Below are 16,885 nucleotides of genomic sequence, written 5' to 3' on the forward strand. Positions count from 1 at the left end.
CAGGCAGTGGTCTGCCGGGCGCCGGTGCAGAGTGTTATGACGTGGCGTGCGCGACCTTGCGGGATGTGAACCGCCCGGTTTATTCTGCGGGCCCGGGTCGGTTTCCCGGGACCGGAGGGCAGATGTCACAGGCAGATCAGATCAATCGCGGGCGCAAGTTCGATCAGGTGCTCGAAGGCGCGCGGACGATCTTTCTGCGTGACGGGTTCGACGGGGCCTCGGTCGATGACATCGCCAGGGAAGCGGGCGTGTCGAAAGCCACGCTTTACAGCTATTTCCCCGATAAGCGGCTGATGTTCGTCGAGGTCGTGCGCTCGCAACTGAAAGAGCAGACCGACAGCGCGGTCGCCACGATCGATTTCGGTGCCGCCCCCGAGGTGGTTCTGTCGCTCGCCGCTGCGCAGATCGTCGACTCGATGAGCTGCAAGCTGAATCAGGGGCTCTACCGGCTCTGCGTCGCCGAATCCGAGCGGTTTCCCGAACTGGGCCGCGCCTTCTACGCGGCGGGGCCGGAGTTGGTGCATGAGCTGCTGATGGACTATCTGCGCTGCGCTGCCGATCGGGGCGAGCTGGTGATCGACGATATCGACCTTGCCGCCTACCTCTTTATCGAGCTGTGCAAGTCGGAACTGCACCCGAAGCTTCTGTTCGGGATTTGCGACAGCTTCACCGGTGAGCAGAAAGAGCGCGTGATCCGGGGCGCGGTCGCGATGTTCCTCGCGCGCTACGCGGCGAAGGCCTGATCAGGCCAGATCGCGCACCATCCACTGATTGCCCTCGCCGCGCTGCAACTGGAAGCGGCCCGTCTTGATCAGCAGGTCCGACAGCTTCGCGCTGCCATAGGTGCGGGTGTCGAAATCAGGGTTGGCCTGCGTGATGAACTGGCCGAGCTGGCCCAGCGAATACCATTCCTCTTCCAGGCCGATCGCTTTCATCGCGTTGACGATGATCGGGATCGCGGCTTTCGGCTCCTGCTTGCCGCCCGAGGATTTCGGGGCACTGGTGCTGCTGGTCTTGTCCGAAGTCGGCTTGGCGGTGGTGTCGGTTGTGCTGTCGCCATTGCCGAGGTTCTCGACATAGATGAAGCGTTTGCAGGCCTTGCGGAAGGCCTCGGGCGTCTTCTGTTCGCCGATGCCGTAGACGTCCAGACCCTGCTCGCGGATGCGGGCGGCGAGGCGGGTGAAGTCGCTGTCCGAGGAGACCAGCACGAAACCGTCGAACAGGTCGGAATGCAGGAAATCCATTGCCGCGATGACGAGCCCGATATCGGAGGCGTTCTTGCCCTTCGTATTGGCGAATTGCTGATCCGCGACGAGGCCCAGTTCGGCCACGCGCTTGGCCCAGCCCGCGAGGCGCTGCGCCGACCAGTCGCCGTAGATCCGGCGCACCGAGGCTTCGCCCAGCGACGCGATCTCTTCGAAGATCGCTTCGGCATATCCGGCGGGGACGTTATCGGCGTCGATCAGCACGCACAGGCGCGGGGCGCGGGAGGCGGGGCTGATATGGGGCAGCTCGGAAATGTCGGGCATTGTTACTCCTCTTGTCCCTTCCCAGATAGCCCGCTTGCCCGCGACATCCAAGAGCGCGGGCGCATTGCGCCGCGTCAGCGAAGCGGCAGGCTCAGCGCCCCTCGGGGCCGTCATACTGGCGTTCGACCTTGGCGACACGCAGCGCGTAATGGCGATACCAGCGATCCTTGCCGAGTTGCTGCGCGAGCTGGTGCTTTGCCACCGCTTTCCACGCGATCAGCGCCGCCTCGTCGGCCCAGTAGCTGACGGTGAGGCCGAAGCCCGTCGCGTCGCGTGCGCTTTCCATCCCGATATAGCCGGGCTGCTCTGCGGCGAGCGCGGCCATCTGTTCGGCCATCGCGCCATAGCCCTCATCGCTCGCCCCGGGCAGAGAGGCGAAGATCACCGCGTAATAGGGCGGGTCGGGCAGGGGCGCGAAGCCGGGGGGCGGGGTGGACATCGGGTATCTCCAGAGAACGGAAAACGCCCCCTCGCGGGCGAGGGGGCGTTCATCAGTCTAGCAGGTGGAGCCCGGGCTTACAGGTCGAACTTCTTGCCCTTATGCGGCGCCCAGAGCTTCTTGTTGGTCAGGTACAGCAGCGTGCTCAGCACCGCCAGCATCAGCACCGCGACGAAGCCCCAGCGCTTGCGCGATTCCAGCTTCGGCTCGGCGGTCCACATCAGGTAGGCAGCAACGTCCTGAGCCATCTGTTCGACGGTGGCGGGCGTGCCGTCCTCATATTCGATGAGGTCTTCCGAGAGCGGCGGAGGCATGGCGATCCAACCACCCGGGAAGGTGTGGTTGCCGTAGAAATACGAGCCCGCCTCTTCCTTCTCTTCGCCGGTGTAACCGGTCAGGACCGAGTAGATATACTCGGGGCCGCCGATGCCGCGGAAGAATTGGTTGATGCCGAGACCGTAGGGGCCGTGGAAGCCCGCACGCGCTTTCGCCATCAGCGACAGATCCGGACCCATGCCCATGCCGGAGATGAACGGGAAGTGGTCAGTCTCCTTGCCGGGGCGCTCTTCGCCGGTTTCCTTGTCCATTACGGTGAACTCGGCAGCATAGGCGCGCACCCAGGCCGGGTCCATCATCGGGCCGCCCTGATCAGCGAGCGTGCGGAAGGCGACATAGCGCAGGCCGTGGCAGGCCGAGCAGACCTCCCGGTAGACCTGGAAGCCGCGGCGCAGCTGCTGTTGGTCGAAGGTCCCGAAGGGGCCCTCGAAGGAGAAGTCGATATCCTCGACATGGCTTTCGCCGCTTTCGGCCGCCATCGCCGGGGAGGCCAGGGCGCTTGCCCCGATCACCAGCGCCGACAGGGCAGAGATCAGAAGATGTTTCATTTGGTGTCCCTCTTCCTTACTCATTCAGCCGATTTGATGTCGTAGTGGTGGTTGAAGTCTTCCTCGATCGTCGCCGGCATCGGTTGCGGCTTCTCGATCAGGCCAAGCAGCGGCAGGATCACGAGGAAATAGACGAACCAGTAGGTCGCGCCGATCAGCGAGATGTAGGGGTAGATCCCGTCGGTCGGCATCGCGCCCACCCACATCAGCACCATGAAGTCGATCGCCAGCAGCCAGAACCACCATTTGAACATCGGGCGGTAGGCGCCCGAGCGCACTTTCGAGGTGTCGAGCCACGGGGCCAGCGCCATCACGAGGATCGCGCCGAACATCGCGAGCACGCCGAAGAACTTCGCGTCGACGATGCCGAAGGTGATCCAGTTGACGAACATCACGGCCCAGACGTCCGAGGTGAAGGCGCGCAGGATCGCGTAGAACGGCAGGAAGTACCATTCCGGCACGATGTGTGCGGGCGTCGCCAGCGGGTTCGCCTCGATGTAGTTGTCGGGGTGGCCGAGATAGTTCGGCATGAAGCCCACAACCGCGGCGAAGACCAGCAGGATCACGGCGAGCGCGAAGAGGTCCTTGATCACGAAATAGGGCCAGAAGGGCAGAGTGTCCTTCTCGGCTTCCGCTTTCGAGCCGGTGCGGACCGGAACGCCGGTCGGGTTGTTGTTACCCGTGGTGTGGAAGGCCCAGATGTGAACGACGACGAGCGCCGCGATCACGAAGGGCAGCAGGTAGTGCAGCGAGAAGAAGCGGTTCAGCGTCGCGTTGTCCACCGCCGGGCCGCCCAGCAGCCAGGCCTGGATCGACTCGCCGATGCCCGGGATCGCGCCGAACAGGCCGGTGATCACGGTCGCGCCCCAGAAGGACATCTGACCCCAGGGCAGAACGTAGCCCATGAACGCCGTGCCCATCATGCACAGGTAGATGATCATGCCGATGATCCAGGTAATCTCGCGGGGCGCCTTGTAGGAGCCGTAATAGAGGCCGCGGAAGATGTGGATATAGACGGCGAGGAAGAACAGCGAGGCGCCGTTCGCGTGAATGTAGCGCAGCATGTAGCCGCCATTCACGTCGCGCATGATGTGCTCGACCGAGGCGAAGGCCAGATCGACATGCGGGGTGTAATGCATCACCAGAACGATGCCGGTGACGATCTGCAGCACGAGGCAGAAGGCCAGCACGATGCCCCAGATCCACCACCAGTTCAGGTTCTTGGGGGTGGGGATCATGATCGTGTCATAGATCAGCCCGATGATCGGAAGACGCTTATGCGTCCATTTCTCGAAGCCCGTCTTGGGCTCGTAATGGTCGTGGGGAATGCCCGACATTTAAATGCCTCCTCAGCCCAGCTTGATGGTGGTTTCATCGGTGAACTGGGCCACCGGGATATCGAGATTGCGCGGTGCGGGGCCTTTGCGGATCCGGCCGGCGGTGTCGTAATGCGACCCGTGGCAGGGGCAGAACCAGCCGTGGTAGTCCCCGGAGCCGTTGCCGATCGGCACGCAGCCCAAGTGGGTGCACACGCCGATCATCACCAGCCATTCGCCCGCTTCGTCGAGGGTGCGGTTCTCGTCGGTCGCTTCGGCGCCCGGCTTGTTCGCGTTCTCGGCGGAGGTGTCGACCAGATCGGAGAGCGGCACTTCACGCCCCAGTTCGATCTCTTCCTCGGTGCGGCGGCGGATGAAGACCGGCTTGCCGCGCCATTTCACCGTGAGCTGCGTGCCGGTCTCGACGCCCGAGATGTCGACATAGATCGACGAGAGCGCCTTGACGTCGGCCGAGGCATTCATCTGGTTCACCAGCGGCCAGACGGCTGCGCCGGTCACCACCGCGCCGGTACCGGCGGTGGCGTAGTAGAGGAAATCCCTCCGGGTGCCTGCGTTATTATCTGCGTGGGACACGTTGTCTCTCCTTCCCGGGCCCGCGAGGGGGCCGATAGTGACGTGCCGGGGCACGTCGCGAGGTGCCGCCAAACATGGCCGCTCTCATACCAATCACGAATTTGTCAGTCCAGAACACATTCGCCTGAATTTGTGTTGAGGGGCAGTTAAATGTCGCTCTTGCAACAGATCACCCAAGGTCAATGGCCATGCGCATCGGCGAAGGGGGCCGCGCGAGAAGCTCGACGCACAAATACTGCTCCCTATTGGGGAAAAGCGATTCGTGACCTTAAAAACATATAACAAATTCGCATTTTTGAAGATGAACGGGCCCCACGCGGCGCCTATCGCACCCCGTATGGTGGCCCCTCAACATGTAGTATCCGCCGTCCTTTCATTCAGTCGGGCGCGAGCAGGTAACCCAGACCGCGCACCGTCTGCAGATAGCGCGGCTCGCGGGGGTCGCGCTCGATCTTTCGGCGCAGGCGCGTGATCTGAACGTCGACCGCCCGATCGCCGCCGCCTTCCTCGCCACTGCCGCGCTCGCGGCCCAGCTCCTCGATCAGTTCCGTGCGGCTGACCACGTCGCCCGCATGAGTCGCGAAGATACGCATCAGCTGCACCTCGGTTGCGGTCAGCTTCACCAGCGCATCGCCATCCCACAGCTCGCCCCGCTCCTGATCGTATTTCAGCGGCCCCAGCGAGAGGTATTTCGGACCGCTCTCGGTCTCCTGCGGCACCCGGCGCAGGATCGCGTTGATCCGCAGCAGCAGTTCCTTCGGCTCGAACGGTTTCGCGAGATAGTCGTCGGCGCCCGCTTCCAGCCCCTCAATCCGCTCGCGCGTCTCGCCGCGCGCGGTCAGCAGCAGGATCGGCGTCGCGATCGATTTGCCGCGCAGATCGCGGGTCAGCGACAGCCCGTCCTCGCCCGGCATCATCACATCCATCACGATCAGGCTGAATTCCAGCCCTGACAGCAGCGAGCGCGCATGGGCTGCGTCGCGCGCTGCGGTGACGAGAAAACCGTTGCGCTGCAGAAAGCTCTTGAGCAGCGTCCGGATGCGCTCGTCATCGTCGACGATGAGGAGATGAGGGTCGGCCGAGTAGGGCATCAGTCGTCTTTCATCATTTGATAGAGCTTGTGCAGGTCGGGGCCCATCATCGCCTCCAGCACCTGCCGGAAGCCTGCCACCGCCTGCGGCCCCGCTGCGCGATAGGCAGAGCGCATCCGACCGCGCTGCGCCTCGGACAGCGCGCGTTCCAGCGTCTCGCCCTCGGCGGTCAGATGCAACCGCCGCTCGCGCTTGTCGCGGGTGCCGACGCGGCTTTCCACCAACCCGTCCTCGATCAGCGTGCGCAGCACCCGGTTGAGCGATTGCTTGGTCACGCCCAGAACCGCGAGCAGCGTCGTCACCGTCAGCCCCGGCTGGCGGTTGATGAAATGCAGCGCGCGGTGATGTGCGCGCCCGTAGCCGTATTCTTCGAGCAGACGGTCAGGATCGGCGGTAAAGGCGCGATAGGCGAAGAACATCGCCTCGATGCCCTTGCGCAATTGTTCGTCCGTCAGGAAAAGAAGTGTCTCGCCCCCGGGGCTTCCGCTATCTGCCATATCGTCCCTCTCTTTTGCGTGACTTTATGTCAGCCTTGTTGACTATCCAAGACTCAACTGCTACCGCAGAGCAGTTTTGACGCAACAAAGTGTCCACTTCGGGCGCAAGTTGCGCAATATTCGTAAAATGGCGTGACTGCAAGGAGAGTAAGATGTCGGGCTCGTATGACGATCGTGACGGCAAGATCTGGATGGATGGACAGCTTGTGGAGTGGCGCGACGCCAATGTCCACATCCTGACTCACGCGCTGCATTACGCGTCCTCCGTCTTCGAAGGCGAGCGTTGTTACAACGGCAAGATTTTCAAAGGCGAAGAGCATTCCGCCCGCCTGCGCAAATCGGCGCAACTGCTCGACATGGAAATCCCCTATTCGGTCGAGGAGATCGAAAAGGCCAAATACGACATGCTGAAAGCCAATGGCTGGACCGACGCCTATGTGCGTGCGGTGGCCTGGCGTGGCGCGGGCGAGGATATGGGTGTCTCGGCACGCAAGAACCCTGTGCGTCTGGCCGTCGCTGGCTGGGAATGGGGCAATTATTATGGCGATGCGAAGATGCAGGGCGCCAAGCTCGACATCGCGAAATGGCGTCGTCCCGATCCGCGCACCATTCCCGCCGAGGCGAAGGCCGCGGGTCTCTACATGATCTGCACCATGTCCAAGCACGCCGCCGAAGATCGCGGCTATTCGGACGCGCTGTTCATGGATTGGCGCGGCTATGTGGCCGAGGCGACCGGTGCGAACATCTTCTTCGTGAAGGATGGTGAGGTTCACACGCCCAAGGCAGACGTGTTCCTCAACGGGATCACCCGTCAGACCGTGATCGGCCTGCTTAAGGAAAAGGGCATCACCGTCCACGAACGCCTGATCGAGCCAACCGAACTGGCCGAGTTCGAACAGTGCTGGCTTACCGGCACCGCAGCCGAGGTGACACCGGTCAGCCAGATCCGCGACTTCAACTTCGAGGTCGGCGCGCTAACCCGCGATATCGCCGAGACCTACGAGAAACTCGTGCGCGCCTGATCCGCGCTTCGGTCGAGAAAACAGAAGGGCGTGCCCCCCGGCACGCCCTTTCGCGTTTTCACAGCTATTGAGAGCCGATCAGGTCGTCAGGTGGCTTCGGCCCGCTCGATCCGCAGGAACTGTTTCATCCGCGCGCCGTGATCGGGCCGCCCGCGTTTGCTGAGCTCCTTGATCACCGGGTGGATGCCTTCGCGCCGTTGCAATTCGAGAAACCGCTTCACGCGCGGCCCTTCTGCCTTGAGTTCGGCGCGGTCGATGATGTGACGGGACATATCTTCCTCCTCTCGTCATCGCCTCTGATAGGCGCACCATAGCACGATTCGACCGAGTCGTGACGCAGGGGCAGGCAGGTTTATTGTCGCAGGCGGATCGGCGCTCAGCCTTGGGGGGGGGGGCGGCCTTGCGTGCGCGTTTGCGCTCCAGTCCCAGCTGGTGTTCGCGCAGAATGATCGCGATGCCCGCGACGATGATCAGCGCCGCACCCGCGAGCGTCGCATGGGTCGGAACTTCGGCAAAGACGAAATAACCGATCAGGAGCGCCATGAGCATCGAGGCATAGTCGAAAGGTGCTATCAGCGAGGCGTCGGCGAAGCGATAGGCTGAGGTGATCATGATCTGGCCAGTGCCGCCGATGAGCCCGGCGAGGATCAACAGCGTCGCCTCCCACACTGTCGGCACGACCCAGCCGAAGGGCAGAGACAGGAGTGAAAGCACAGTGGCGGTGCAAGAGAACCAGAAGACGATGGCGGAGGTGCGCTCCGATCCGACCATGCGGCGGATCTGAATTTGCGCGAGCGCGGCGCAGGTAGCCCCCGCGAGTGCCAACCCCGCGCCAAGTGCCTCCGCGCCGCCTTCCGGCCCGCTACCGCCAAGCTTCGGCGAGAGCACGATCAGAACGCCGACCATCCCGAGCCCCACGGCGGAGAACCGGAACACCCGAACCGTCTCGCCCAGCAGTAGCGCCGCGAAGACGACCGTCAGAAGGGGCGCCGCATAGCCCAGAGCGGTCGCCTCGGGCAGCGGCAGGAAGGCGAGCGCGGCGAAGCTCAGCGCCATCGCGGTGGTTCCCACGACGCCGCGCATGACGTGGTTGATCGGTTTTTCGACCCGCAACCCGCCCTGCAATTCACCGCGCCACAGCAACCAGAGCAGGATCGGCACGATGCCGAAGAAAGACCGGAAGAACACCGCTTCGCCCGGCGGCACCCGGTCGGAGACCGATTTGATCAGCGCCTGCATGATGACGAAACCGGTGACGGTGCCGAGCTTCAGCGCGATTCCAAGGAGCGGGCGAGGGGTCTGGGTGGTAACCGGTGTCATGACCGCGATCAGATAGGCCGTGAGCGGGGCGCGGCAATCGGTTTCGTCACGCTACTTGCTCCAGCCGTGAGAGCGCCCATTGCGCGGCCTCGGCCACCACTGGATCGGGATCGTCCAGATGCGGGCGCGCGGCCTCGGTCAAACCCGGATCGCCAGAGTTTCCAATCGCATAGAGCACATTGCGCAGGAAGCGGTCGCGGCCGATCCGCTTGATCGGCGAGCCCGAGAACCGCGCCCGGAATCCGGCATCGTCGAGTGCGGCCAATTCCGCCAGAGGCGGCGCGCCGACGCCGCCATGATAGCGCGCCTCCCGCGCCTCTGCGGCGAACTTGTTCCACGGGCAGACGGCGAGACAATCGTCACAGCCATAAATCCGGTTGCCCATCTTGGCGCGCAGCTCCTCGTCGATCGGCCCCTTATGCTCGATCGTCAGATAGGAGATGCAGCGCCGCGCATCGAGTTGGTACGGCGCGGGAAAGGCCTCGGTCGGGCAGATGTCGAGACACGCCGTGCAGGACCCGCAATGGCTGATCTCGGGTGTGTCCGGCGGCAGCTCCACCGTGGTGAAGATCGCGCCGAGGAAGAACCAGCTGCCCAGATCGCGCGCCAGAAGGTTCGTATGCTTGCCCTGCCAGCCCAGACCCGAGGCTTCGCCCAAGGGCTTCTCCATCACCGGGGCGGTGTCGACGAAGACCTTGATCTCCTCGCCCTCAGGCGCCTGATCGAGCAACCAGCGCCCGACGCGCTTGAGCCGCTTCTTCACCAGATCATGGTAGTCCTTACCCTGCGCATAGGCCGAGATTACCCCGTGATCGCGCGCCTTCAGCAGGTCCAGCGGGTCGTAATCGGGCGTGTAGGTCTCGGCCAGCATCACCACCGAGCGCGCCTCGGACCACAGCGCCGTGGGATCTCCGCGCCAGCCCATGCGCTCTTCCATCCAGCCCATCTGGCCATGCATGCCCGCGCCCACGAAGGCGGCCAGCCGCTCGGCGGCCTGCGGGATCGCGTCGGGCGTGGTGATGCGCGCCTTCGAGAAACCCTCGGCAAGGGCCGTCTCGATCAACCGCGCTTTCAACTCCGCACTCATGGCTTCGCCTTGGTCCAAATATCCCGGGGGGCCGCGCCGCAGGCCGGCGGGGGCAGAGCCCCCTCGGCGCATGACGGATGCGGCCCGCATCGCACCGTCGCCGTATCCTTTCGAAGCCGGGCGGGCAAGACAAGGGGCGGGGCAGCGCGCGTCAGGTGGCGAAATGCGCCTCCGCGTAAGCCGCCACCGCGCGGGTTGCGTCGGTAAGCGGCGCGCTCAGCGCGACATATCCGTCGGGCCGCACCAGCACTGCCGCGCCGTCGCGGCCGAAGACCTGCGTGAACGCCTCCGCGTGATCGGGGGCAGGGCGAACTTTCAGGCTGTTGGCAAAGCGGCTTTCGGGGGCGGGGCCATCCCCCGCGCAGAGCAGGACGAATTCCGACGGATCGACCAGATCCTGCACGTGGGCCGGATGCAATGCCCCATCGCGGGCCACCTCCAACGGCGGATCGGGAAGCCGCGCACCCGGTGCGATGGTGCCGCGCGCATGCGGGCCGTCGGAGAGCGGTCCGCCCTCATAGCCGATCGCGATCTGGCCCATCCGGGCCGCGACTTTCTCCTGCACGAGATCGCGGCTGCCGAGATAGGGGCTGATATGGTCGATCAGCATCCGGCGCACCTGCGAGGTCGAGGCCATATTCGCGGTCAACGCCTCGGTCCCGTGCAGCAGATCGCGGATCACCGGCAGACGCTCGGCCTCATAGCTGTCGAGCAGGCTTTCGGGCGCGCGGCCCTCGATCACCCGCGCGAGTTTCCAGCCGAGGTTCATCATGTCCTGCATGCCCGTATTCATTCCCTGACCGCCGGCGGGCGAGTGGATATGCGCCGCATCGCCGCCCAGCAGGAAGCGCCCCAAGCGCAGCGTCCCGACCATCCGGCTGTTGATCGCGAAGCGCGAGGACCACGTCAGGTCATGGAGCGTCGCAGGCAGATGGGCGCGGGCGTCGAAGACCTGCTGCAATGTTTCAAGGTCGGGCTGTTCGCTGTCCGCAACATCCGAGGCGATCAGACGGAAACGTCCGCCACCCAAGGGAAACATGCCCAGAAAGCCGTCGCTGGAGGAGAAGATATGCAGCTCTTCGGGGGCGAGCGAGCCGCTGACCATCTGATCGCTCAGCACGAAGCCCTGACCCACCGATTTCCCCTCGAAGGGCAGATTGAGCGTGCGGCGGATCAGGCTATGCGCCCCACCGCTGGCGATCACCCAATCTGGGCGTAGCTCTTCGAGCGTGCCGCCGGGGCCGCGCAGCACCGCTGTGGGTCGCGCCTGTCCGTCATGGCTCTCGCGGGCGATCGCGACGAGTTCGGTGTTCCACTCCGTCTCGACGCCAAGGGCCGCGCAGGCCTCGCGCAGCACGGTCTCGGTTTCGACCTGTGAGACAAAGAGGATATAGGGAAAGCGGCTCTCGAGATGGGCGAAGTCGAGCCGGAAGAGCGGGGCGCCCTCACCATAGAACTGTGCGATCCGGGTCTGCACGCCGCGCGCCACAAGGGTGTCCGCCAGACCGCGCTGCGCCAGCATCTCCAGCGTGCGGGCCTGAACCGCGATCGCGCGCGAGGTGGTGGCGGGGCTTGCAGATTTCTCGATCAGGCGGACGGGCACGCCCTGGCGGGCCAGTTCGTAAGCGGCGGTGAGACCGGTCGGGCCGGCCCCCACGATCAGCACGGGGTGGGGCATGGCAGTCCTCGCTTTGCAGTCCGGGCCAAGCTCCGGATCGGCTTGGGCCTGTCCCTGAGGTAGTGAAGCGAATGATTAAATCAATTGTTTGAATTTCGTGAGGCGCGCACCTTTGCGTGAGCCAGCACCGTGCCGCGCAAAATGACTGCGCCGCCCGAGGGGATCGGACGGCGCAGTGAAAGTAAGGCGATGTTGGGTAGGACGCGCGCGGCGCTCAGAAATCCAGCTCCGCATATTGCGACGCGGGCGGCATGCCGGGCAGCTGGTCGGCCAGAAGCGAGCGGAAGGCCGGGCGCGACTTGATCTTCGCATACCAGTCCTTCACGGCCTCCTGCCGGTTCCAGTCGACGTCGGAAATGTAATCGAGGCAGCTCAGATGCGCGGCCGCCGAGAAATCCGCGAGCGTCATCACGTCGCCCGCAAGCCAGCGGCGCTGCTCCAGCAGCCAGCCCATGTAATCGAGGTGATACTTGATCGCCGTAAGGCCCGCCTTCACGGTCTTGCTGTCCGGATAACCTTCCTTGCGGACCTTCTTCCAGACCCGCTCGCCCATGATCCGCGCGGTGACCTCGGAATTGAACTTGTCGTCGAACCACGCGCACAGGCGGCGCACCTCGTAGCGCGCGGCGGGATCGCGCGGCATCAGCGGCGCGTCGGTATGGGTCTCGTCGATATATTCGCAGATCGCCTGGCTCTCGGCCATCATCATGCCGTCCATCTTGAGAACCGGAACCTTGCCCGCCGGGTTGCGGCGCAGGAAATCGGGCTGCTGTTCCCAGTAGCGTTCCTCGACGAGTTCGACCTCGAGTTTCTTCTCGGCCAGCGTGAGGCGGACCTTGCGGCAGAACGGGGAGAGGGCGACATGGTAGAGGCGGATCATCGGGGCGACGCTCGCAATTCTCGTTGGGGGATTTGGAGAACTGATAACGGCGGGCGCGGGCGGGTTCAATGGCGACAATCCCGCCGATGGCGCTCCCTTGCCGGAAGGTGATCGGGACGGCACAGGTCGGATGCCTCCGGCGGGGATATTTTTGCCAAGCCGAAGGGGTGCCGGGACTAGGCTTTCGGTTTGGGTTTGCGCTTTGGTTTGGGGGCGGGCAGGGCGGCCTCGATCACGCTCAGAAGGCCCAAGAGCCAGTCGGCGTCTTCCCAGAGGTCCGGGTCGATCTGCCAGTGATCCTTGCCGCGCGGATAGGGTTTGCCTGCGACGGGCGCGTGGCCGCTGTCTTCAAGGTGGCGCGTGGCCTCGGGCAATTGGCGCACGAACAGCGTGTCGTCGCACAGAAGCGCCACCGTCTTGCCGCCCATATAGACCGCGTATTCGCCGAACATCGGCCGGGTCGCGATCCGGTCGCCGAGACAGTCGCGCAGCAGCGCCTCCGTCTCGGGTCGGGTGCCCATCAGAAGCTTTTGCGGGCGCGCAGCGCCGCCTGGATCGTGCCGTCATCGAGATAATCCAGCTCGCCCCCGATCGGCACGCCTTGGGCGAGGCTGGTGACCGCGATGCCGCGCCCTTCGAGCGCCTCGGCGATGTAATGCGCGGTGGTTTGGCCCTCGACGGTGGCGTTGAGGGCGAGGATCACCTCGGTGATGCCCTCCTCGGTGGCGCGTTCGAGCAGGTCGGGGATGCGGAGGTCTTCGGGGCCGATCGCATCGAGCGCAGACAGCGTGCCGCCAAGGACGTGGTAGCGGCCCTTGAAGGCGTGGCCGCGCTCCATCGCCCAGAGGTCGGCGACATCCTCGATCACGCAAATCTCGCCAGTGGCACGTTTGGGGTCTTCGCAGATGTCGCAGATCGGCGCGGTGGAGATATTGCCGCAGCGTTGGCATTCGCGCGCGGTGCGGGCCACTTGCGCCATCGCCTCGGCCAAGGGGCCCATCAGTTGCGCGCGTTTCGAGATCAGATGCAGCACCGCGCGCCGGGCGGAGCGGGGGCCAAGCCCCGGCAGCCGCGCCATCAGGGCGATCAGCGCCTCTATCTCGTCGCGCGCGCCGCTCATCGGATCAGACCGGCAGGTCCATATTCTCGGGCAGGCCCAACTCGCGCAGGAGGCGTTTCTGTTCTTCCTGTTCGCGGAACTTGGCCTTTTCCTGCGTGTCCTTGATCGCGGCGAGGATCAGGTCTTCGACGACTTCCTTCTCGGAGGCCTGCAGGATCGAGGGGTCGATGGAGAGCCCGGTCAATTCGCCTTTCGCGGTGGCGCGGGCCTGCACGAGACCGGCCCCGGCCTCGCCGGTGACCACGATGGATTTGAGCTCCTCCTGGAGCTCGCCCATCTTCTCCTGCATTTCCTTGGCGGCCTTCATCATCTTGGCCATGTCGCCCATGGCGCCCAATCCCTTGAACATCGCTTTCTCCGTCACGTTTGGCTTGAGTGAGAGATACGCATCGCTGCGCGAAGGGACAAGGGACAAGGCGGAAAACGGCGCGGCAGGATCGCGCGGGGCCGCCCTTGGCGTGGCTCAGCCTTCCTCGAAGGGGTCCCATTCGTCTTCGACCTCGGCCAGAGCCTCGGCCTCGATCGCGGCGGTATCTTCCTCGGGCAGGATTTCGATCTTCGCGCCGGGGAAGCGGGCGAAGATCTCCGCGACCAGCGGGTTCTTCATCGCCTCGGCTTCGGCCTTCGCCATTTCCTCGGCCTTCACCTCGGCAATCGTGGGCGCGCCGCCTTCGGAGACGACCGAGACGCCCCAGCGCGCGCCGGTCCAGCCTTGCAGCCGTGCCGAGAGCGTCGCGGCGAGATCGCGCGAGGCCTGCGGGGTCGGTTCGAACTCGATCCGGCCGGGGCGGTAATTCACCAGGCGCAGGTTGCTCTCGACCTCCAGCAGCAGGGTCATGTCGCGCATCCGGGCGATCAGGTCGACCACGTCGTCGAAGCTCGCGAAACGGGCGAGCGCGTCGGCCATCGGATCGTGCTGTTGCGCAGGGGCCGCCGCGGCGACAGCCCCGCCACCGGCACGTCGGGCGCGCAGCGTCGCGCCATGGACCGGCCCGGTCGAGGGTGCGGGGCCCCGGCCTGCGGCTTGCGTGTTCGTGCTGCCCTGCTGGATCTTCTTGATCAGCGTTTCCGGGTCCGGCAGGTCGGCCACATGGGTCATGCGGATCACGGCCATCTCGGTCGCCATCATCGCATTGGGCGCGCTCGCGACTTCTTCAAGCGCTTTGAGCATCATCTGCCAGAGCCGCGAGAGCACCCGCATCGGCAGCGCTGCCGCCATTTCCTGACCGCGATTGCGTTCCTCGGGCGGAACGGTCGGGTCTTCGGCGGCCTCGGGCGTGACCTTGATGACGGAGACCCAATGGGTGATCTCGGCGAGATCGCGCATGATCGCCATCGGATCGGCGCCATCGGCATATTGCGCGGCAAGTTCGGTCAAAGCCTCGGCGGCCTGACCGTGCAGGATCATGTCGAAGAGATCGAGCACGCGGGCGCGGTCGGCCAGACCCAGCATCGCGCGGACCTGTTCCGCGGTAGTCTCGCCAGCGCCATGCGCGATCGCCTGATCGAGCAGCGAGGTCGCATCCCGCGCGGACCCTTCGGCGGCGCGGGTGATCAGTGCGAGCGCGTCATCGGCGATCTCTGCGCCTTCCGCATCGGCGATCCGGCGCAGCAGCGCGATCATCTCCTCGGGCTCGATCCGGCGCAGATCGAAGCGCTGGCAGCGCGAGAGCACGGTGACGGGCACCTTGCGGATCTCGGTGGTGGCGAAGATGAACTTCACATGGGCGGGCGGTTCCTCGAGCGTCTTTAGGAGCGCGTTGAACGCGCTCGTGGACAGCATGTGAACCTCATCGATGATGTAGACCTTGTAGCGCGCCGAGGCGGCCCGGTAATGCACGCTCTCGATGATCTCGCGGATATCGCCCACACCGGTGCGCGAGGCCGCGTCCATCTCCATTACGTCGACATGGCGGCCTTCCATGATCGCGCGACAATGTTCGCACACGCCGCAGGGGTCGGTCGTGGGGGTGCCATTGCCGTCGGGGCCGATGCAGTTGAGGCCCTTGGCGATGATCCGCGCCGTGGTGGTTTTCCCGGTGCCGCGAATCCCCGTCATGATGAAAGCCTGCGCGATCCGGTCGGCCGCGAAGGCGTTCTTCAGCGTGCGCACCATTGGCGCCTGTCCGATCAGGTCGGCGAAGGTCTCGGGACGGTACTTGCGGGCGAGAACCTGATATTGGGTGTCGGTCATCGAAGCTCCGGTGTCATAGGCAGCCGTCAGACTAGGCCCCCGGGGCGTCGGCGTCCACCCGGCTCATTCCCATTCCATCTGGCTGAACACCGCCTGCGCGTTGCGTTTGGCGAGCGTGTCGAAATCCTCGAGGTATTCGAACTGCGACTGGTCGACATTGACCGAACCGATGATGTCGCCACCCTCGTCGATATAATCGGCCATCTGACTGCGCAGATTGGTCAGGTAATCATAGGTGTCCTTCGTCGCGGTCGCGAGATCGGTGGCGGGGCCGTGGCCCGGAACGACATGGACGGGCTCATAGGCGGCCATCGCCTCGAAGGCCTCGACCCAGCCGATTGACGAGGACATGTCGAGCACGCCGAGGATGCGTCCCACGAAGACGATATCGCCGGTGAACATCACCTTTTCCGCAGGAAGCCAGACGAAGCTGTCGCCGGGCGTGTGGGCGGGGCCGGGATGGGTGATCTCGATCTCGCGCCCGCCGAGGCTGAGCGTGTAGCTCTCGTCGAAGGTCGTGTCGGCATAGACGGGTTCGGTGCCTGCGAGCGCCTCTTGTCCGACCAGCGCGTCGAGCATCGTCAGCTCCAGCGAGGCGCGGGCTTTCTGGTCGGCGAGCGCATCCTCGGAGGTGATGATCTCGGCGCCATGCTCTTTCCAGTAGCCATTGCCGAGCCAGCGGTGATCCTGCCCGCCGGTGTCGATCACGTATTTCACCGGCTGATCGGTAAGGGTGCCGATCACTTCGTCGAGCGCCGCCGCCCCCTTATAGGTGCCGCCCGCATCGATCAGCACCGCGCCCTCATCCGTGACGATCAGCCCGAAGGTCGCGTTATTGCCAAGATTCTCGGCATCGCGCTGTCCGAAGGGGCCCTCGATCGCATAGGTGTTCGGTGCGACTTCGACGGTGGTAAGCGTGCCTGCGAAGAGCGGCACAGGCATAATGGCCAGAGCGGCCAGAGCAAAACGCAACATGGTGAAACCTCCCCTTTGACGGGAAGTTTAGCTTGGCGACGTCGTCGCACAATCGGGCATGGTGACGCGGCGGCAAAGCCAAGGGAGTTTGTGGGGGGAGGGTGAGAGGCTGGACAGCGACCCAAGCGGGGCTCGTTGCGGCTGCTTCCTTCCGGACCTGACCGGGTTGGCGAGGCGCTCGCCCGCGCCAACCTCTCGAGGGGCGATATAGGAAACCCGGATCAGATTCGCAAGCGTTGTGCGGGAAGAGTTCGGGGGA

At 64.7% G+C, this 16,885-nt stretch carries 17 protein-coding genes, 1 other RNA gene and 1 pseudogene; 2 read left to right on the forward strand and 17 right to left on the reverse strand.

Annotated features, from left to right (window positions below; genetic code table 11):
* Nucleotides 1-122 precede the first annotated feature (122 nt).
* Nucleotides 123-743 (forward strand): TetR/AcrR family transcriptional regulator, encoded by a 621-nt coding sequence (locus tag ACZ7GB_RS09030; RefSeq protein ID WP_472158367.1) that lies wholly within the window; start codon nt 123-125, stop codon nt 741-743.
* On the opposite strand, the gene ACZ7GB_RS09035 is transcribed toward ACZ7GB_RS09030, so the two are convergent.
* The 7 genes from ACZ7GB_RS09035 to ACZ7GB_RS09065 all read right to left on the reverse strand — a co-directional run bounded on the left by ACZ7GB_RS09035 (nt 744) and on the right by ACZ7GB_RS09065 (nt 6,350).
* Nucleotides 744-1,529, reverse strand: coding sequence for an NYN domain-containing protein (locus tag ACZ7GB_RS09035; RefSeq protein WP_078571977.1), 786 nt, complete (start codon nt 1,527-1,529; stop codon nt 744-746).
* A 91-nt stretch (nt 1,530-1,620) separates the two neighbouring features.
* On the reverse strand, nt 1,621-1,968 hold the full coding sequence (locus ACZ7GB_RS09040) for an antibiotic biosynthesis monooxygenase family protein (protein WP_078571975.1): 348 nt from the start codon (nt 1,966-1,968) through the stop codon (nt 1,621-1,623).
* Between the two features lie 77 nt (nt 1,969-2,045).
* The gene (locus ACZ7GB_RS09045) at nt 2,046-2,852 is read right to left on the reverse strand and encodes a cytochrome c1 (RefSeq protein ID WP_232621623.1); all 807 of its coding nucleotides are present in this window, start codon (nt 2,850-2,852) and stop codon (nt 2,046-2,048) included.
* A gap of 20 nt (nt 2,853-2,872) precedes the next feature.
* Entirely contained in the window at nt 2,873-4,189 is a 1,317-nt protein-coding gene (gene petB / locus ACZ7GB_RS09050) for a cytochrome b (protein ID WP_078520170.1), read from the reverse strand.
* A gap of 12 nt (nt 4,190-4,201) precedes the next feature.
* Nucleotides 4,202-4,762, reverse strand: coding sequence for a ubiquinol-cytochrome c reductase iron-sulfur subunit (petA, locus tag ACZ7GB_RS09055; protein ID WP_078520169.1), 561 nt, complete (start codon nt 4,760-4,762; stop codon nt 4,202-4,204).
* Nucleotides 4,763-5,139: 377 nt separating this feature from the next.
* On the reverse strand, nt 5,140-5,853 hold the full coding sequence (locus ACZ7GB_RS09060) for a response regulator (protein WP_472158369.1): 714 nt from the start codon (nt 5,851-5,853) through the stop codon (nt 5,140-5,142).
* A complete protein-coding gene (locus ACZ7GB_RS09065) occupies nt 5,853-6,350 on the reverse strand; it encodes a MarR family winged helix-turn-helix transcriptional regulator (protein WP_075775697.1) in 498 nt (165 codons plus the stop codon). Before ACZ7GB_RS09065 ends, ACZ7GB_RS09060 begins: the two co-directional genes overlap by 1 nt.
* A gap of 152 nt (nt 6,351-6,502) precedes the next feature.
* Between ACZ7GB_RS09065 and ACZ7GB_RS09070 the strand changes: the two genes are divergently transcribed.
* Nucleotides 6,503-7,372, forward strand: a complete 870-nt coding sequence (locus ACZ7GB_RS09070; RefSeq protein WP_078547823.1) for a branched-chain amino acid aminotransferase — start codon at nt 6,503-6,505, stop codon at nt 7,370-7,372.
* Nucleotides 7,373-7,759: 387 nt separating this feature from the next.
* Here the strand turns inward: ACZ7GB_RS09070 and ACZ7GB_RS09075 are convergent.
* From ACZ7GB_RS09075 to ffs, 10 genes and pseudogenes are all read right to left on the reverse strand, one after another.
* Nucleotides 7,760-8,692, reverse strand: a pseudogene (locus ACZ7GB_RS09075) (DMT family transporter); the annotation flags it as partial.
* Nucleotides 8,693-8,738: 46 nt separating this feature from the next.
* Nucleotides 8,739-9,779, reverse strand: a complete 1,041-nt coding sequence (gene queG / locus ACZ7GB_RS09080; protein ID WP_472158371.1) for a tRNA epoxyqueuosine(34) reductase QueG — start codon at nt 9,777-9,779, stop codon at nt 8,739-8,741.
* A gap of 151 nt (nt 9,780-9,930) precedes the next feature.
* The gene (locus ACZ7GB_RS09085; RefSeq protein WP_472158372.1) at nt 9,931-11,457 is read right to left on the reverse strand and encodes an FAD-dependent oxidoreductase; all 1,527 of its coding nucleotides are present in this window, start codon (nt 11,455-11,457) and stop codon (nt 9,931-9,933) included.
* Between the two features lie 214 nt (nt 11,458-11,671).
* A complete protein-coding gene (fzlA, locus tag ACZ7GB_RS09090; RefSeq protein ID WP_078571966.1) occupies nt 11,672-12,337 on the reverse strand; it encodes an FtsZ-binding protein FzlA in 666 nt (221 codons plus the stop codon).
* Between the two features lie 176 nt (nt 12,338-12,513).
* Nucleotides 12,514-12,858 (reverse strand): TfoX/Sxy family protein, encoded by a 345-nt coding sequence (locus ACZ7GB_RS09095; RefSeq protein WP_472158374.1) that lies wholly within the window; start codon nt 12,856-12,858, stop codon nt 12,514-12,516.
* Complete coding sequence (recR, locus tag ACZ7GB_RS09100) at nt 12,858-13,457, reverse strand: recombination mediator RecR (protein ID WP_078547815.1); 600 nt, start codon at nt 13,455-13,457, stop codon at nt 12,858-12,860. The genes ACZ7GB_RS09095 and recR overlap by 1 nt, the downstream gene beginning before the upstream one ends.
* Nucleotides 13,458-13,461: 4 nt before the next feature.
* Nucleotides 13,462-13,806, reverse strand: a complete 345-nt coding sequence (locus tag ACZ7GB_RS09105; RefSeq protein ID WP_078520159.1) for a YbaB/EbfC family nucleoid-associated protein — start codon at nt 13,804-13,806, stop codon at nt 13,462-13,464.
* Between the two features lie 114 nt (nt 13,807-13,920).
* Nucleotides 13,921-15,651 (reverse strand): DNA polymerase III subunit gamma/tau, encoded by a 1,731-nt coding sequence (locus ACZ7GB_RS09110; RefSeq protein WP_472158375.1) that lies wholly within the window; start codon nt 15,649-15,651, stop codon nt 13,921-13,923.
* Nucleotides 15,652-15,714: 63 nt separating this feature from the next.
* On the reverse strand, nt 15,715-16,626 hold the full coding sequence (locus ACZ7GB_RS09115; RefSeq protein ID WP_472158377.1) for an MBL fold metallo-hydrolase: 912 nt from the start codon (nt 16,624-16,626) through the stop codon (nt 15,715-15,717).
* Between the two features lie 100 nt (nt 16,627-16,726).
* An RNA gene (gene ffs, locus ACZ7GB_RS09120) (signal recognition particle sRNA small type) lies at nt 16,727-16,823 on the reverse strand.
* Between the last annotated feature and the right edge of the window lie 62 nt (nt 16,824-16,885).

It is taken from the genome of Thioclava sp. PTB-PU3-1, from assembly GCF_055666785.1.

What these genes read in the sequence shown, in the direction of transcription:
- ACZ7GB_RS09030 (WP_472158367.1), top strand. Translation starts at nt 123, where the DNA reads ATGTCACAGGCAGATCAGATCAATCGCGGGCGCAAGTTCGATCAGGTG.
- ACZ7GB_RS09035 (WP_078571977.1), bottom strand. Translation starts at nt 1,529, where the DNA reads ATGCCCGACATTTCCGAGCTGCCCCATATCAGCCCCGCCTCCCGCGCC.
- ACZ7GB_RS09040 (WP_078571975.1), bottom strand. Translation starts at nt 1,968, where the DNA reads ATGTCCACCCCGCCCCCCGGCTTCGCGCCCCTGCCCGACCCGCCCTAT.
- ACZ7GB_RS09045 (WP_232621623.1), bottom strand. Translation starts at nt 2,852, where the DNA reads ATGAAACATCTTCTGATCTCTGCCCTGTCGGCGCTGGTGATCGGGGCA.
- petB (WP_078520170.1), bottom strand. Translation starts at nt 4,189, where the DNA reads ATGTCGGGCATTCCCCACGACCATTACGAGCCCAAGACGGGCTTCGAG.
- ACZ7GB_RS09060 (WP_472158369.1), bottom strand. Translation starts at nt 5,853, where the DNA reads ATGCCCTACTCGGCCGACCCTCATCTCCTCATCGTCGACGATGACGAG.
- ACZ7GB_RS09065 (WP_075775697.1), bottom strand. Translation starts at nt 6,350, where the DNA reads ATGGCAGATAGCGGAAGCCCCGGGGGCGAGACACTTCTTTTCCTGACG.
- ACZ7GB_RS09070 (WP_078547823.1), top strand. Translation starts at nt 6,503, where the DNA reads ATGTCGGGCTCGTATGACGATCGTGACGGCAAGATCTGGATGGATGGA.
- queG (WP_472158371.1), bottom strand. Translation starts at nt 9,779, where the DNA reads ATGAGTGCGGAGTTGAAAGCGCGGTTGATCGAGACGGCCCTTGCCGAG.
- ACZ7GB_RS09085 (WP_472158372.1), bottom strand. Translation starts at nt 11,457, where the DNA reads ATGCCCCACCCCGTGCTGATCGTGGGGGCCGGCCCGACCGGTCTCACC.
- fzlA (WP_078571966.1), bottom strand. Translation starts at nt 12,337, where the DNA reads ATGATCCGCCTCTACCATGTCGCCCTCTCCCCGTTCTGCCGCAAGGTC.
- ACZ7GB_RS09095 (WP_472158374.1), bottom strand. Translation starts at nt 12,858, where the DNA reads ATGGGCACCCGACCCGAGACGGAGGCGCTGCTGCGCGACTGTCTCGGC.
- recR (WP_078547815.1), bottom strand. Translation starts at nt 13,457, where the DNA reads ATGAGCGGCGCGCGCGACGAGATAGAGGCGCTGATCGCCCTGATGGCG.
- ACZ7GB_RS09105 (WP_078520159.1), bottom strand. Translation starts at nt 13,806, where the DNA reads ATGTTCAAGGGATTGGGCGCCATGGGCGACATGGCCAAGATGATGAAG.
- ACZ7GB_RS09110 (WP_472158375.1), bottom strand. Translation starts at nt 15,651, where the DNA reads ATGACCGACACCCAATATCAGGTTCTCGCCCGCAAGTACCGTCCCGAG.
- ACZ7GB_RS09115 (WP_472158377.1), bottom strand. Translation starts at nt 16,626, where the DNA reads ATGTTGCGTTTTGCTCTGGCCGCTCTGGCCATTATGCCTGTGCCGCTC.